This is a genomic window from Mycolicibacterium rutilum, from assembly GCF_900108565.1.
Lineage (GTDB): Bacteria > Actinomycetota > Actinomycetes > Mycobacteriales > Mycobacteriaceae > Mycobacterium > Mycobacterium rutilum.
The window spans coordinates 3,470,514-3,485,161 of record NZ_LT629971.1; the positions used below are offsets into that span (position 1 = coordinate 3,470,514).

Below are 14,648 nucleotides of genomic sequence, written 5' to 3' on the forward strand. Positions count from 1 at the left end.
CTAGCGATCGTGCAGCGACTGGATGCGCACCGAAATCGCGTGGAGTGCGGACTTGATCTGCTCCACGCGGTCGTCGGCGTCGTCGAGGACGTCGTCGTCGGCAGGACACACCGCAACACCGTGCGCTTGCGCCGTCGCTTCCAGACACTGGCGCACCGCGGGATCGGCGAGGATCACCGCGGCCAGCACGCCCGGCGCGAGCTCGCGGGTGCGCAGCAGCCCGTCGTAGCGCACCTCGGCAGGGATCCGGATCTCCAGCGCCCCGCCGTCCAGTTGCTGCTTGGCGGCGGCGAGCAGCAGCGTCAGCGCGGCTCGCGAAACAGCGCCGATCACCTTGCGGCGGAACGGGAACCAGGGCAGCGGCAACTTGTCGACCTGCTTGTCGAGGCCGCCGGTGAACAGGTACCCGACGAGGCTGTGGGTGCGGATCTCCTCGACGTCGGCCCACTCGACCGAATCGCCGTCGAACTCGAGGGCGTCCTCGCCGATGGCCACCCCGCCGAAATGGTTGAGCTTGCGTGCCAGCCAGCGGAGCCGGCCCGGGGTCAGCGAGTGCTCGGCGACCGCGTCACCGATGCCCAGTGCCCACCGTCCCGTGACGGGGCCGGGGTCGGGTCGACGCCGGTCCAGCAGTGCCTGCAGCCATGAGGCATCGTCGGATGTCCGCGTCACGCCGCCATTCAAGCCGATGCCGCGACCTCGGGCAGCTCGTCGGCCAACAGCGCCAGCATCTCCGAACACCCGGTGTCGACCTTCACGGTCGACAGGTCGTCGCCGCGGGTGGGTCCGCGGTTGATGATCGCGACCGGCATCCGCGCTGCCGCGGCGTGCCGCACGAACCGGTAACCGGAATACACCGTCAGCGACGAACCCGCCACCAGCAGCGCATCGGCCCCGTCGACCAATGAATAGGCCTGCGCCACACGTTCCTTCGGGACACTCTCACCGAAGTAGACGATGTCGGGCTTGAGCATCCCGCCGCAGTCACCGCACTCGACGACACGGAACGACGTGGTGTCGCCGACGACGGCGTCGGCGTCCGGCGCGACCGCGATGCCGCCCACCGCCTCAGCAGCCTGCGCGGCGAAGCCCGGATTCGCCGCCTCCAGCAGTTCGGCCAGCGCCGCCCTGGACATCGTCTGCCCGCAGGCCAGGCAGATCACCTGGGCGTAGGTGCCGTGCAGGTTGACGACGCGGTGGCTACCCGCCTTGCTGTGCAGCAGGTCGACGTTCTGGGTGATCAATCCCGAGATGACACCGGCGGCCTCCAGTGCGGCCAGCGCGCGGTGCCCGGCGTTGGGCAACGTCGCGTCCATGTGGCGCCAGCCCAGATGGTTGCGCGCCCAGTAGCGCTGCCGAAAGACCGCATCCGCCGTGAACTGCCGGATCGTCATCGGGTTGCTCGGCGGGGAGTCCGGCCCGCGGTAGTCCGGGATCCCGGAATCGGTCGACATCCCCGCGCCGGTGAGCACGGCCAGGCGACGGCCACGCAACAGCTCGACGAGTTCGGGCGCTTCCACTGTGTCCAGGGTAGGCGTTATCTGAGGCATTCCGCTGCCGGCGTGATCTCGGCGCTCATGTTGCTCTTCATCATCGTCAACGCCGCGTCGCTGAGTTCGGGGTCGATGTGCGCGACTGCGTCGGGCGGCACGACCACTGGGAAGTGCCGGACGTAGGCGTCGAGCGCGGTGTAGAGGATGCACTGCTCGGTGACCTGCCCCGTCAGGATCACCCGCTCGGGCTTGAGCTGGGTCAGCAGGTACGCCAGCGAGGTGGCGTAGAACGCGCTGTGGCGCACCTTCGTCATCACCTGACAGCCCGATTGCGGAGCGATCGGCTTGACCAGGTCGGGCCGTTCCCCGTCGAGCGCGCCGCGCACGATGTCGCTGAACTCGGCGGTGAAGTCGCCGTAGTTGTCGTTGACGTAGATCAGGTCAACGTCGTCGCGGCGGCGCGCCTCGTCGACCAGGCGGGAGAGCGGATCGATGATCTCCGCGACGTGCGGGGCCAGTTTGTCGGCGTCGGGATGCCGGTAGGTGTTCATCATGTCGATGACCAGCACAGCGGTATCACTCATGGCCTCCTGCATACCCCGTTCCGTTTTCGGGCAACAATGAGGCATGGATTTCTACTCGGCGTATCGGCACGGCTTCGTTCGCGTCGCCGCCTGCACGCACCACACGGCGCTGGCCGATCCCCGCGCGAACGCCGAATCCGTGCTGCGGCTGGCGCAGGCCTGCCACGACGACAACGTCGCGCTGGCGGTGTTCCCGGAGCTGACGCTGTCGGGGTACTCGATCGAGGACATCGTGATGCAGGACGCGCTGCTCGACGCGGTCGAGGACGCCGTGCTCGACGTCGTCGCCGCCTCGGCGGACCTGATGCCGGTGCTGGTGGTCGGCGCGCCGCTGCGCTACCGGCACCGGATCTACAACACGGCCGTGGTGATCCACCGCGGCCGGTTGCTCGGCGTCGCGCCGAAGTCCTACCTGCCGACCTACCGGGAGTTCTACGAGCGACGCCAGATGGCGCCGGGCGACGACGTGCGCGGCTCGATCCGGATGGGTGGCGCCGACGTGCCGTTCGGTCCCGACCTGCTGTTCACCGCCACCGACATGCCGGGCTTCGTGCTGCACGTCGAGGTGTGCGAGGACATGTTCGTGCCGATCCCACCGAGCGCATCGGCGGCGCTGGCCGGCGCGACGGTGCTGGCCAACCTGTCCGGCAGCCCGATCACCATCGGCCGGTCCGAGGACCGCTGCCTGCTGGCGCGGTCGGCGTCGGCGCGGTGCCTGGCCGCCTACGTGTACGCCGCGGCCGGCGAGGGGGAGTCGACGACCGACCTCGCCTGGGACGGGCAGACGATGATCTGGGAGAACGGCGAGTGCCTGGCGCAGTCGGAGCGGTTTCCGAAGGGGGAGCGGCGCTCGGTCGCCGATGTGGACCTGGAACTGATTCGCGCCGAACGCATCCGGATGGGCACGTTCGACGACAACCGCAGGCATCACGGCGCGAGCACCGACGAGTTCCGCCGGGTGGAGTTCGTCCTGGACCCGCCGACCGGAGATGTCGGGCTGCTGCGGCACATCGAGCGGTTCCCGTTCGTGCCGTCGGATGCGCAACGGCTGGAACAGGATTGCTACGAGGCCTACAGCATCCAGGTGTCCGGTCTCGAGCAGCGGTTGCGCGCCTTGAACTATCCCAAGATCGTGCTCGGGCTGTCCGGCGGCCTGGACTCCACGCACGCGCTGATCGTCGCGGCGCGCGCGATGGACCGCGAACAGCGGCCCCGCAGCGACATCCTCGCCTACACCATGCCCGGATTCGCCACCGGCGATCGGACCAAGGGCAACGCGCTGCGCCTGGCCGAGGCGCTGGGCGTGACGTTCACCGAACTCGACATCAAGTCCACCGCGGAGTTGATGCTCAAGAACATGGGCCACCCGTTCGGCCGCGGCGAGAAGGTCTACGACGTCACGTTCGAGAACGTGCAGGCCGGGTTGCGCACCGACTACCTGTTCCGGCTGGCCAACCAGCACGGCGGGATCGTGCTGGGCACCGGCGACCTGTCCGAACTGGCGCTCGGCTGGTCGACGTACGGCGTCGGCGACCAGATGTCGCACTACAACGTCAACGGCGGGGTGCCGAAGACGTTGATCCAGCACCTGATCCGCTGGGTGATCGGATCCGGTCAGTTCGACGACACGGTCAACGAGGTGCTGCAGTCGGTGCTCGACACCGAGATCTCCCCGGAGCTGGTGCCTGCCGGTGAGGACGAGGAGATCCAGAGCAGCGAGTCCAAGGTCGGACCGTATGTGCTGCAGGACTTCTCGTTGTTCCAGGTGCTGCGGTTCGGGTTCCGGCCGTCGAAGGTGGCGTTCTTGGCCTGGCATGCCTGGAGCGACGCCGAGCGCGGCGATTGGCCGCCGGGATACCCGCACGACAAGCGGCCGTCGTACTCGCTCAGGGAGATTCGGCACTGGCTGCAGGTGTTCGCGCAGCGGTACTACTCGTTCGCGCAGTTCAAGCGGTCGGCGGTGCCCAACGGGCCGAAGGTGTCGCACGGCGGGTCGCTGTCGCCGCGCGGCGACTGGCGGGCCCCGTCGGACATGTCCGCGCGCGCCTGGCTCGACGAGATCGAACGCGAGATCCCCGACGAGTGATCCCGGCGCGCTACCGCCGTCCGACGCCGGGCACGAACCGCCCGACCGTGGCCAGGTAGTCGCGGTAGTCCTCGCCGTGCGTGGTGAGCAGATAGGGCTCCTCGACGATGCGCACCTGCGCCTCGATCGTCGCGAGAAGCAGCAGAAAACCCGCGACGGCAACGGCATTCGGGGTGATCAGCATCAGACCGAAGCCGAACACCAGCATCGCGGTGAAGATCGGATTGCGGACCACGCCGAAGACGCCGCGGCGCACCAGCGTCGTCGTCTCACTGGCGTCGACGCCGATGCGCCACGACTCGCCCATGTCGACCTGCGCGTAGAGCGTGGCGGCGATCCCCGCGACGGCGATCACCACACCCGCGACGAGCAACGCCGACGACTCGACCAGCGGCCGCACCAGTCCCGCGAGCTGCAGAGTCGGCGCGACCACCGCCGTCGCCATCGCCGCGATGAACCCGACGCCGGCCAGCCACTCCGCGGACAACGGCGTGCCACTGATGCCCTTGAACCCGGTCGAGCCGGTTCGGCGCCGCTGTTGCCAACTGCGCCAACCGAACCCGAGCGCGGCGAACACCACGAACAACGTCAACGCGAGCACGGGCGCGATCATCAGCAGCACGCGTCCTCGGCGGCGGCCGGGCAGCAGGCCGGGTCGACGTCGAGCACCAGGCCGACGAGGTCGTCGAGCGCGTGGGTGATGCGCCGGTCGGACAGTTCATAGCGGGTGCGACGGCCTTCGGGGTGCGTGACGACCAGACCGCAGCCCCGCAGACACGCCAGGTGGTTGGACAGGATCTGCCGCGAGACGCCGATCTTGTCCGCCATCTCGGCGGGGTAGCCGGGCCCGTCGCGCAGCATCAGCAGAATCTCCGCGCGATTTGGGTGTAGTTGGTTGCGGTCAGCGCCACCAACTACACCGAAATCGCGGCTAGAGGCGGCCCTCGGTGCGCAGGTCGGGGTGCACCCACTCCGGCGAGCGGCGCTCCTTGAACGCCCGGAACCCCTCGATCACCTCCGGCGCCGACAGGCTGGCCTGCATTCCGATCCGGTCGAACAGCCCGAGGTAGTTGTCGATGCTCGACTTGACCAGGCCGCGGGCGCCTGGCGCGGTGCGACTGCACTGGGTGAGCACTTCGCGGGCGGTGTCGAGCAGCTCATCGTGTGGCACCACGCGGGCGACCATGCCCCACTCGCAAGCTTCCTGCGCGCTCAGCGTGCGCCCGGTGAACATCAGGTCGCGGGTGCGCACCGGCCCGATGAGCCGGGTCAGCATCTGGCTGTAGTACGTGTCGGCGATGCCGCGGAACAGCTCGGGCACCCGGAACGTGGCCCGGTCGCTGACCACCGCCATGTCGCTGCACATGGCGATCTGCAGGCCGCCACCCTGGCACAACCCGTTGACCGCCGACACCACCGGCTTGACCGACTGGCGCAGCGTCTCGAACGGCGTCACGTCCATGCCCAGCGCCGAACCGAAGGTCAGCCAGTCGTCGCTGCCGTCGCCGCCGCCCATGTCGCCGCCCGGCGCGAACACGTCCCCGGTGCCGGTGATGAGCAGGCCCGCGAGGTCGGGATCGGCGTCGACGTGGCGCACCGCGTAGCGGATCCCGAAGTACATCGCCGGCGTCATCGCGTTGCGCGCCGCCGGCCGGTCCAGCCGACACACCCCGAACGCGCCCTCGCGGGTGAACTTCAGATACGGGGTGCCCAGCCAGTCGCCTTCGGGGGGCCGCGGGGTGTCGGTCGTCGTGGTCGGGTCGGCGGCTGTCATAGGTGCCTTTCTGTCTCCTTGCGATCCGATACAGCATCGTCGATGGCATCGGCGTAGGGCGCGCAGTCGCCGGCTCCCGGCACCAGCGTCGACAGCGCGGCCGCGGCGCACGCCCGCCGCAGCGCCGTCTCGTGCCCGTCGAGCCAGCCGGCGGCGAGCACGCCGGCGAACACGTCACCCGCACCGGTGGTGTCCACCGCGCGCACCGCGGGGGCCGGCACGTCGAAGCGTTCGCCGTCCCCCAGATAGGTCGCACCGCGGGAACCGCGGGTGATCACCAGATGCGGTACGGGCCAATGCCATTCGCCGGCCTCGGTTTCGTTGACCACGACGACGTCGGCGAGGTGCGACAGACCGATCAGCTCGTGCGGCGGTGCCCCGGTGGGGGAGGCGTTGACGACGACGAGCGCGCCCGCCGCGCGCGCCACCTCGGCGGCCGCGGCGACGGTCACGATCGGGATCTCCAGCTGCATCAGCACCACGTCGCTGTCGGCGATGACGGCGCGCAGTTCGGGCGCGTCGACGCTCAGCGCCGCGTTGGCGCCCGGTGCGACGACGATCGTGTTCTCCGCCGCGGCGTCGACGACGATGGCCGCCGTGCCGCTGGGGCCCGGCACCGTGACGACGCCGTCGAGGCCGACGCCGTTGCTTGCGAGGTGCTCGCGCAGCCCGGCCGCGGCGCCGTCGTTGCCGAGCGCGGCGACGAGTTGCACCTGCGCGCCCGCCCTGGCCGCCGCGACCGCCTGGTTGCCGCCTTTGCCGCCGGGCGCGAACGCCAGATTCGACGCGAGCACCGTCTGGCCGGGTCGCGGCAGCGTACGCACCGAGAAGGTGAGATCGGCGTTGACACTGCCCACCACGCACACCCGGCTGCAGCTTCGCGCCACCATGACGCCAAAGCTAATGCAGCCCGCCCTCCTGACACGTGTCGAACGGCCGAACCCTGTTCGATACCCTGGATCAATGAGTGTGCAGGCACCCTCTGGCCTGGATCTGCGCTCGCAGGTTCACGACGCCGCCCGCCGGGCGCGCGCCGCGTCGCGCGCGCTGGCCACGCTGAGCACCGAGACCAAGAACCGCGCGCTGAACACCGCCGCGGATCACGTGCTGATGTCGGCCGGTCAGATCCTGGAGGCCAACGAGGCCGACCTGGAGGCAGCGCGCGCTGCCGGCACCCCCGAGGCCATGCTCGACCGGCTGGCGCTCAATCCGAACCGCATCGACGGCATCGCCAGCGGTCTGCGTCAGGTGGCGGGCCTGCCCGACCCGATCGGCGAGGTGCTGCGCGGCCGCACGCTGCCCAACGGCCTGCAGCTCCGCCAGCAGCGGGTGCCGCTCGGCGTCGTCGGCATCGTCTACGAGGGGCGCCCCAACGTCACCGTCGACGCGTTCGGGTTGACGCTGAAGGCGGGCAACGCGGTGTTGCTGCGCGGCAGCTCGTCGGCGGCGCGCTCGAACGCCGCGCTGGTGAACGCGCTGCGCGCCGCGCTGGCCACCGAGCTGCTCGACGCCGACGCCGTCCAACTGCTGCCCAGCGAGGACCGCGCCAGCGTCACCCACCTCATCCAGGCGCGCGGTCTGGTCGACGTGGTGATCCCGCGCGGCGGCGCCGGCCTCATCGACGCGGTGGTGCGCGATGCGACGGTGCCCACGATCGAGACCGGCGTCGGCAACTGCCACGTGTACGTGCACGCCTCGGCCGACCTCGACGTCGCGGAACGCATCCTGCTCAACGCCAAGACCCGCCGGCCCAGTGTCTGCAACGCCGCCGAGTCCGTGCTCATCGACGCCGCGATCGCCGACACCGCGGTGCCGCGGCTGACCGCGGCGCTGCGCGAGGCCGGGGTCGCGGTGCACGACAACCCGTCCGAGGACGAGCTGCGCGCCGAGTTCCTGTCGATGGACATCGCCGTGGCCGTGGTCGACGGTGTCGACGCCGCTATCGCCCACATCAACGAGTTCGGCACCGGCCACACCGAGGCCATCGTGGCCACCGATCTGGCTGCGGCCCAACGGTTCACCGAGCGCGTCGATGCGGCCGCGGTGATGGTCAACGCGTCGACGGCGTTCACCGACGGTGAGCAGTTCGGGTTCGGCGCCGAGATCGGCATCTCCACCCAGAAGCTGCACGCCCGCGGCCCGATGGGGCTGCCCGAACTGACGTCTACCAAGTGGATTGTGTGGGGAGACGGCCACACCCGCCCGGCCTGAGATAGAGGAGAACTTCTCTCGTGAGTGTCCCTGCGCGTCCCGCGCCGCTGTTCGCCGACATCGAGGATGTCGGTCGGCGGCTCGCCGAAACCGGCTATCTGCCCGACACCGCCACCGCCACAGCGGTGTTCCTCGCCGACCGGCTCGGCAAGCCGCTACTGGTGGAGGGGCCGGCCGGCGTCGGCAAGACCGAACTGGCCCGTGCGGTCGCGCAGTCGACGGGCTCGGGCCTGGTGCGGCTGCAGTGCTACGAGGGTGTCGACGAGGCCCGCGCGCTCTACGAGTGGAACCACGCCAAGCAGATCCTGCGGATCCAGGCCGGGCACGGCGACTGGGACCAGACCCGCGACGACGTGTTCAGCGAGGAGTTCCTGCTGTCGCGGCCGCTGCTGACCGCGATCCGGCGCACCGAGCCGACCGTGCTGCTGATCGACGAGACCGACAAGGCCGACATCGAGATCGAGGGCCTGCTGCTCGAGGTGCTGTCCGACTTCGCGGTGACGGTGCCGGAACTGGGCACCATCACCGCCGAGCGGCCGCCGTTCGTCGTGCTGACCTCCAACGCGACCCGAGAACTGTCCGAGGCGCTCAAGCGCCGGTGTCTGTTCCTGCACATCGACTTCCCCGATCCGGACCTCGAGCGGCGCATCCTGCTGTCGCGGGTGCCCGAGCTGCCGGAGCGGCTGGCCGACGAGCTGGTCAAGGTGATCGGCGTGCTGCGCGGCATGCAGCTCAAGAAGCTGCCGTCGGTCGCCGAGACGATCGACTGGGGCCGCACCATTTTGGCGCTGGGCCTCGACACCCTCGACGACGCGACGATCGCGGCGACCCTCGGCGTGGTGCTCAAACACCAGTCCGACCAGATCAAGGCATCCGGCGAGCTGAGGCTGAACTGACATGGCGCTGCGCCGGACCCGCCCACCTCAGCCGCTGGCACCGCACGGCCTGCCCGGGCATCTGGTCGGGTTCGTCGAAGCGCTTCGCGCGCAGGGGATCTCGGTAGGTCCGTCGGAGACCGTCGACGCGGGACGGGTGATCTCGGTGCTGGGCCTGCAGGACCGCGAGGCGCTGCGCGAGGGCATCGCGTGCGCGGTGTTGCGCCGCCCCGATCACCGCGACACCTACGACGCGATGTTCGACCTGTGGTTCCCCGCGGCGCTGGGCGCCAAGACCGTGCTGATGGAGTCCGACGACGACGGCGATTCGGATTCCGATGATCAGGGGTTGCCGCCCGAGGACATCGAGGCGATGCGCTCGGCGCTGCTCGACATGCTTGCCGACAACGAGGATCTGGCCAACCTCGACGAGCGGCTGGCCGCGATGATCGCCCAGATCGTGGAGGCTTACGGCCGGTACAACTCGAGCCGCGGGCCGTCGTACTCGTCGTATCAGGCGCTCAAGGCGATGAACCTCGACGACCTCGAGGGCCGGCTGCTGGCGGGACTGCTGGCCCCGTACGGCGACGAGCCGACGCCGACGCAGGAGCAGATCGCCAAAGCCCTTGCCGCGCAACGCATCAATCAATTGCGCAAGATGGTCGAGGGGGAGACCAAGCGGCGCACCGCCGAACAGCTCGGCCGCGACCACGTGCAGATGTACGGCGTGCCGCAGCTCGCGGAGAACGTCGAGTTCCTGCGCGCCTCCGGTGAGCAGCTGCGCCAGATGCGGCGGGTGGTCCAGCCGCTGGCCCGCACCCTGGCGACCCGGCTGGCCGCGCGGCGGCGCCGGTCGCGCGCCGGTGAGATCGATCTGCGCAAGACGCTGCGCAAGTCCATGTCCACCGGCGGGGTGCCGATCGACGTGGTGCTCAAGAAGCCGCATCCCGCGCGGCCCGAGCTGGTGGTGCTGTGCGACGTGTCCGGCTCGGTGGCCGGTTTCAGCCACTTCACGCTGCTGCTCGTCCACGCGCTGCGCCAACAGTTCTCGCGGGTGCGCGTGTTCGCGTTCATCGACACCACCGACGAGGTCACCGAACTGTTCGGGCCCGACGCGGATCTGGCGGTTGCCGTGCAGCGCATCACCCGCGAGGCCGGGGTGTACACCCGCGACGGGCACTCCGACTACGGGCACGCGTTCGTGTCGTTCATGGACAAGTGGCCCAACGTGCTCTCGCCGCGCAGCGCGCTGCTGGTGCTCGGGGACGGCCGCAACAACTACCGCAACCCCGAGGTCGATCTGCTCGCGCACATGGTGAACTCCAGCAGGCACGCGCATTGGCTCAACCCCGAGCCGCGGCACCTGTGGGGCAGCGGCGACTCGGCCGTCCCGCGCTACGAGGACGTCATCACCATGCACGAGTGCCGGTCGGCCAAGCAGTTGGCCACCGTCATCGACGCGCTGCTGCCGGTCTGATTTCTCCGCGGTACTTCCCGCGAGCAGACGCAAAATCCCCCGAAAAACGGCGAAAAAGGGGCATTTGACGTCTGCTCGCCGGAAGAAGTCACTCGAACGAGACGGTGACGTCCCCGCCCGACGGATCCGCGCCGGCCACCAGTGACCACGGCGCCCGGTAGACCCGGCCGGGGGAGGCCGGCCACGGGGTGCGGTGGCGGGCCAGCACCTTGCCGTCCTGCACGGCGCGCAGCCGCGGCAGGCGCCGGTACTCGTCGACCCACATCAACAGGTCACCGCGCGGGGCCGTGTCGCCGTTCGAAACCACCTGCGGCGCAATCCATCTGATCGGCCCGGCGGTGCGGATGCGGGGTCCGGTCTGAGGCTCGTGGCTGCGGGTCAGCCACCGCGTCACCGCGTCAGCGACGTGCCGCCCGTCGAGCGCCGCGCAGTCGGCCGTATCGACCGGATGCAGCAGGTTGCCCACTGCGAACACCCCGGCCGCGCTGGTGCGCAACGCCGCGTCGACGACCGGGCCGCGGGTCGCGGCATCCATCGCCAACCCGCCGGTGCGCGCGAGTTCGTGATCGGGCACCCAGTCCCCGGTGAACACGACGGTGTCGCAGTCGATCGTCGAGCGCGCACCGGTGTCGAGGTTCTCCACCGTCACCGAGCGCACCCGGCCCTTGCCGTGGATCCCGACCACCTTGCTGCGGGTCAGCACCGGTCCGTCCATCAGCACCCGTCCGGGCACCCGGAACGCGGCGTACGCCTCCGCACGCGGATACTCGCTCACCATCGCCGCCGTGGCACAACCGGATTCGCGCAGCGTGAGCACCGCCGACCAGCTGACCAGTTCGGCGCCGACGATCACGGCGCGGCTGCCCACCTTTGCGTGGTGGATGTGCACCAGGTTCTGCAGCTGCCCGGTCGTGTAGACGCCGTCGGGCCGGTCGCCGGGCACCAGCCGGGCCGGCCGCGGCCTTTCCCGGGCGCCGGTCGCGAGCACCACCGCGTCGGCGGTCACGGTGCGCACCCCGCGCGGGGACGTCACCTGCAGCCGGCGCTCACCGGCCCACCCGGTGACCATCGCCTCGGTCTCCAGCACCGCACCGGCCGCCTGCGCCGCTTCGGTGAGCCGACGGGCATAGGCCGGTCCGGTGATGAACCGCTTGAGGTCGCGGATGCCGTAACCGAGATGGTCACTGTGGCGGGGGATTCCGCCGGTCTCGGCTTCACGCTCGATGACGAGGACCTCACCGTCGACGCTCTTGGCCAGTGCGGCGGCGGCGGTCAGCCCGGACGGTCCGCCGCCGACGATCGCCACCGCCACGTGCTGGTCGGTCATCGCACGCCGCCGTTCGCCTGCAGCAGCGCGTGAGTGTTCGCGCCGCAGTAGAAGCCCTGGCACCGCCCGTTCATCACCCGGGTGCGGCGGCGCAGCCCGTCGAGATCGGCGGGCGGGATGACCGACCCGAACGCATCGCGGATCTCCCCGGCGGTCACCCGCTCGCAGAAGCACACGATCCGGCCGTACTCGGCGTCGGCGGCGATCCGGTCGGCGTCCTGGTACGGGCGCATCCCGTTCTCGCCGATGTTCGGCATCCGCGGCGGCGCAGGCAGTTCCGGCCGTTCGGTGAGGTCGAGGCCGGCGTCGGCCAACAGTCCGGCGACGTGTTCGGCGATCGCCATGCCGGACGTCAGCCCCGTGGAGCGGATGCCGCCGACGAGGACGTAGCGCTGGCTTGGGTCGAGGTCGATGAGGTAGTCATCGCGGTCGATGGCGGCGCGCAGGCCGGCGTAGGTCGCGGTGATCTCGTCGTCGAACAGCGACGGCATCAACGCGCGGCCCTTGCTGACCAGGAAGTCGAAGCCGTCCTCGGAAGTGCCGGTGGCGGTGCGGTCTTCGAGGTTCTCCGACGTCGGCCCGACCATCACGTTGCCGTAGATCGTCGGGCTGACCAGCACGCCTTTGCCGCGCGATGACGGCACCGCGAGCACGATCAGCGGCACCATCGGCCGGGTCAGCTTGTCGAACACCAGTAGTTCACCGCGCCGCGGGGTCACGGTGAACCGGTGATAGCCGAACTGCGCGTCGAGATGGTCGGCGCCCAGTCCCGCGGCGTTGATCACCCACCGGCCCGTCACGTCCCCGGCCGTCGTGTGCACGGTGGTGACGTCGTCGCCGACGCTCACCCCGGTCACCCGTGCGCGCCGCCGCAAGTGCGCCCCGCGCTGCACGGCGTCGGTACCCAGCGCAAGGTTGGTCGTCCACGTACAGATCAGTCCCTCACCCGGGACGGTCAACCCGGCCAACGCGCCGGGGCCAAGCGCCGGAACGCGGCGGTAAACCTCGTCGGCGCCGACGATCTCGCACGCGTGATAGCCGTTGCGTTCGGCCTTGTCCTTGAGCTTGGGCAGTGCGTCGCGCTCTTCGTCGGTCCAGGCGACCAGCAGCGCGCCGGTGCGTTCGACGGGAATCCCGGTCTGCTCGGCGTAGTCGCCGAGCAACTCGTAGCCGCGGGCGACGAGCCGCGACTCGAGCGTGCCCGGCGTGGCGTCGAAACCGGTGTGCAGCAACGCGGTGTTGGCCTTGCTGGTGCCGTCGCCGATGTCGGCGCGGGCTTCCAGCAGGGTGACCGACAGGTCGGTGCCTGCCAACGCCCGCGCGATCGCGCAGCCCACGATTCCGCCGCCCACCACGATGACGTCGTAGACGTTGGCCGGGCCGCTCATGTGGTCGTCTCCTTCTGTGTCAGTTGTGATTCCGCGGCTCGACGCCACCTGTCCAGGTAGTCGGCGGCGCGGTCGGCAGGCCATTGCGGGTCGTAAGTGCGGTGCGGGGTCCACGTGCCGACCGCCTCCTCGACGGTCAGGCTCGGGTCGAGCGCCAGCCGGGCGCAGGCGGCGGCGCCGAGCGCGGTGGCGTGCAGCGACGGGTAGACCTCGACGGGGATGCGGCCGAGATCCGCCTGCGCCTGCATGAGCACGGCCGAGCGCGTCAATCCGCCGTCCACCCGCAGCCGGGTCAGCGGCTGCCCGAGGTCGGTGCCCACCAGGTCGGTGAGCGCGCACACCGAGGCGGCGATGCCCTCGATCAGCGCGCGCACCAACTGGCCGCGCCCGCTGGACAGCGTCATCCCGGTGAACGACGCGGTCGCCGACGAGTCCCACCACGGCGCCGCCAGCCCGGCCAGCGCGGGCACGCACAACACACCGTCGCTGGAATCGGCTGCGGCCGAGTCGATCTGATCGGGTGCGGGGACCAGGCCGATGTCGATGGCCCAGCGCACCGCCGACGCCGCGGTGTACACCTGGCCGTCGACGCAGTACGAGGTGTCGCCGCGCAGCCGCCACGCCACCGACGTGGTCAGCCCCGACGTCGAGCGCGCCGGGTTGCCGCCGAGCTGCGCGAGCAGGAACGCCCCGGTGCCGTAGGTGCATTTCGCCGAGCCGGGCGCCAGGCACGACTCGGCCAGCAGCGCGGCCTGCTGGTCGACGATCAGCCCGGCGACCGGGATCGGCGCCCCGAACACCTCGGTGTGCCCGACGACCTCGTCGCTGCCGACGATCTCCGGCAGGGCCTCGCCGCCGAGCCCGAACAGCTCGACCAGTTCGTCGTCCCACGCGGCCGAGTTCAGGCCCGTCAGCAGTGAGCGGCTGGCGGTCGAGGCGTCGGTGACGAACGCACCGCACAACCGGTGCACCAGCCAGGTGTCGGTGGTGGTGACGACGCCCGCGGTCGTCGAATTCGCCCGCAGCCACGCCATTTTCGGTGCCGAGAAGTAGGGGTCGAGCACCAGGCCTGTGCGTTCGGCGACGGCGGCCGCCGACGCCGACAGCGGCTCGCAGATCGTCGCCGACCGCCGGTCCTGCCAGACCACCGCCGGGGTCAGGGGCCGCCCGGTGTCGCGGTCCCAGGCCAGCACGGTCTCACCCTGGTTGGCCAGCCCGACCGCCGCCACCGGCACGCCCGCCTGCGCCAGCGCCTGCCGTCCCGCGGTGACCACGGAGTCGAACAGTTCCTCGGGGTCCTGTTCGACGCCGCCGCCGGGCAGATACTGCGGCCGCAACGGAACCTCGGAGATCGACACCACCTGGCCGGTGTCGTCGACCACCACGGCCTTCGTTCCGGAGGTGCCCTGGTCGATCGCCAGGACGTGACGCAT

13 protein-coding genes and 1 pseudogene are annotated in these 14,648 nt (G+C 70.4%); 4 read left to right on the forward strand and 10 right to left on the reverse strand.

Annotation, left to right across the window (positions count from 1 at the left end; all coding sequences use genetic code 11):
• The 3 genes from BLW81_RS16935 to BLW81_RS16945 are packed head-to-tail and all read right to left on the reverse strand — an operon-like array spanning position 1 to position 2,077.
• A complete protein-coding gene (locus tag BLW81_RS16935) occupies positions 1-672 on the reverse strand; it encodes a hypothetical protein (protein WP_235632021.1) in 672 nt (223 codons plus the stop codon).
• 8 nt (positions 673-680) lie between these two features.
• The gene (locus BLW81_RS16940; RefSeq protein WP_083408173.1) at positions 681-1,520 is read right to left on the reverse strand and encodes an NAD-dependent protein deacetylase; all 840 of its coding nucleotides are present in this window, start codon (positions 1,518-1,520) and stop codon (positions 681-683) included.
• A 17-nt stretch (positions 1,521-1,537) separates the two neighbouring features.
• Complete coding sequence (locus BLW81_RS16945) at positions 1,538-2,077, reverse strand: cysteine hydrolase family protein (RefSeq protein WP_083410601.1); 540 nt, start codon at positions 2,075-2,077, stop codon at positions 1,538-1,540.
• A 43-nt stretch (positions 2,078-2,120) separates the two neighbouring features.
• Here BLW81_RS16945 and BLW81_RS16950 point away from each other — a divergent pair, with 43 nt between their 5' ends.
• Complete coding sequence (locus tag BLW81_RS16950) at positions 2,121-4,163, forward strand: NAD(+) synthase (RefSeq protein WP_083408174.1); 2,043 nt, start codon at positions 2,121-2,123, stop codon at positions 4,161-4,163.
• Positions 4,164-4,173: 10 nt separating this feature from the next.
• On the opposite strand, the gene BLW81_RS16955 is transcribed toward BLW81_RS16950, so the two are convergent.
• From BLW81_RS16955 to BLW81_RS16970, 4 genes and pseudogenes are all read right to left on the reverse strand, one after another.
• Positions 4,174-4,776, reverse strand: a complete 603-nt coding sequence (locus tag BLW81_RS16955; RefSeq protein WP_083410602.1) for a methyltransferase family protein — start codon at positions 4,774-4,776, stop codon at positions 4,174-4,176.
• Positions 4,776-5,048, reverse strand: a pseudogene (locus BLW81_RS16960) (ArsR/SmtB family transcription factor); the annotation flags it as partial. The pseudogene BLW81_RS16960 and the gene BLW81_RS16955, both read right to left, overlap by 1 nt.
• 46 nt (positions 5,049-5,094) lie before the next feature.
• Positions 5,095-5,937 carry an enoyl-CoA hydratase/isomerase family protein gene (locus BLW81_RS16965; protein ID WP_083408176.1) on the reverse strand — a complete coding sequence of 281 codons (843 nt, stop codon included), beginning with the start codon at positions 5,935-5,937 and terminating at the stop codon, positions 5,095-5,097.
• Positions 5,934-6,827 carry a PfkB family carbohydrate kinase gene (locus BLW81_RS16970; protein WP_083408177.1) on the reverse strand — a complete coding sequence of 298 codons (894 nt, stop codon included), beginning with the start codon at positions 6,825-6,827 and terminating at the stop codon, positions 5,934-5,936. The genes BLW81_RS16965 and BLW81_RS16970 overlap by 4 nt, the downstream gene beginning before the upstream one ends.
• Before the next feature lie 73 nt (positions 6,828-6,900).
• On the opposite strand from BLW81_RS16970, the gene BLW81_RS16975 reads away from it, so the two are divergent.
• Genes BLW81_RS16975 through BLW81_RS16985 form a run of 3 tightly spaced genes read left to right on the forward strand, consistent with a single transcriptional unit; the run spans position 6,901 to position 10,500 of the window.
• On the forward strand, positions 6,901-8,148 hold the full coding sequence (locus BLW81_RS16975; protein WP_083408178.1) for a glutamate-5-semialdehyde dehydrogenase: 1,248 nt from the start codon (positions 6,901-6,903) through the stop codon (positions 8,146-8,148).
• A gap of 20 nt (positions 8,149-8,168) precedes the next feature.
• Positions 8,169-9,044, forward strand: a complete 876-nt coding sequence (locus BLW81_RS16980; protein ID WP_083408179.1) for an AAA family ATPase — start codon at positions 8,169-8,171, stop codon at positions 9,042-9,044.
• 1 nt (position 9,045) lies between these two features.
• Positions 9,046-10,500, forward strand: a complete 1,455-nt coding sequence (locus BLW81_RS16985) for a vWA domain-containing protein (RefSeq protein WP_083408180.1) — start codon at positions 9,046-9,048, stop codon at positions 10,498-10,500.
• Between the two features lie 88 nt (positions 10,501-10,588).
• Here BLW81_RS16985 and BLW81_RS16990 read toward each other — a convergent pair whose 3' ends face one another.
• From BLW81_RS16990 to BLW81_RS17000, 3 genes are read right to left on the reverse strand one after another with little or no spacing between them, the layout of a single operon-like run.
• The gene (locus BLW81_RS16990) at positions 10,589-11,827 is read right to left on the reverse strand and encodes an NAD(P)/FAD-dependent oxidoreductase (protein ID WP_083408181.1); all 1,239 of its coding nucleotides are present in this window, start codon (positions 11,825-11,827) and stop codon (positions 10,589-10,591) included.
• Positions 11,824-13,215, reverse strand: a complete 1,392-nt coding sequence (locus BLW81_RS16995) for an NAD(P)/FAD-dependent oxidoreductase (protein WP_083408182.1) — start codon at positions 13,213-13,215, stop codon at positions 11,824-11,826. The genes BLW81_RS16990 and BLW81_RS16995 overlap by 4 nt, the downstream gene beginning before the upstream one ends.
• Positions 13,212-14,648: an FGGY family carbohydrate kinase gene (locus BLW81_RS17000; RefSeq protein ID WP_083408183.1), complete on the reverse strand. Its 1,437-nt coding sequence runs from the start codon at positions 14,646-14,648 to the stop codon at positions 13,212-13,214. The genes BLW81_RS16995 and BLW81_RS17000 overlap by 4 nt, the downstream gene beginning before the upstream one ends.

Coding starts and splice junctions, on each gene's coding strand:
- BLW81_RS17000 (WP_083408183.1), bottom strand. CDS start 14,648: ATGCGTCACGTCCTGGCGATCGACCAGGGCACCTCCGGAACGAAGGCC.
- BLW81_RS16985 (WP_083408180.1), top strand. CDS start 9,046: ATGGCGCTGCGCCGGACCCGCCCACCTCAGCCGCTGGCACCGCACGGC.
- BLW81_RS16975 (WP_083408178.1), top strand. CDS start 6,901: ATGAGTGTGCAGGCACCCTCTGGCCTGGATCTGCGCTCGCAGGTTCAC.
- BLW81_RS16995 (WP_083408182.1), bottom strand. CDS start 13,215: ATGAGCGGCCCGGCCAACGTCTACGACGTCATCGTGGTGGGCGGCGGA.
- BLW81_RS16970 (WP_083408177.1), bottom strand. CDS start 6,827: ATGGTGGCGCGAAGCTGCAGCCGGGTGTGCGTGGTGGGCAGTGTCAAC.
- BLW81_RS16950 (WP_083408174.1), top strand. CDS start 2,121: ATGGATTTCTACTCGGCGTATCGGCACGGCTTCGTTCGCGTCGCCGCC.
- BLW81_RS16965 (WP_083408176.1), bottom strand. CDS start 5,937: ATGACAGCCGCCGACCCGACCACGACGACCGACACCCCGCGGCCCCCC.
- BLW81_RS16955 (WP_083410602.1), bottom strand. CDS start 4,776: ATGATCGCGCCCGTGCTCGCGTTGACGTTGTTCGTGGTGTTCGCCGCG.
- BLW81_RS16990 (WP_083408181.1), bottom strand. CDS start 11,827: ATGACCGACCAGCACGTGGCGGTGGCGATCGTCGGCGGCGGACCGTCC.
- BLW81_RS16945 (WP_083410601.1), bottom strand. CDS start 2,077: ATGAGTGATACCGCTGTGCTGGTCATCGACATGATGAACACCTACCGG.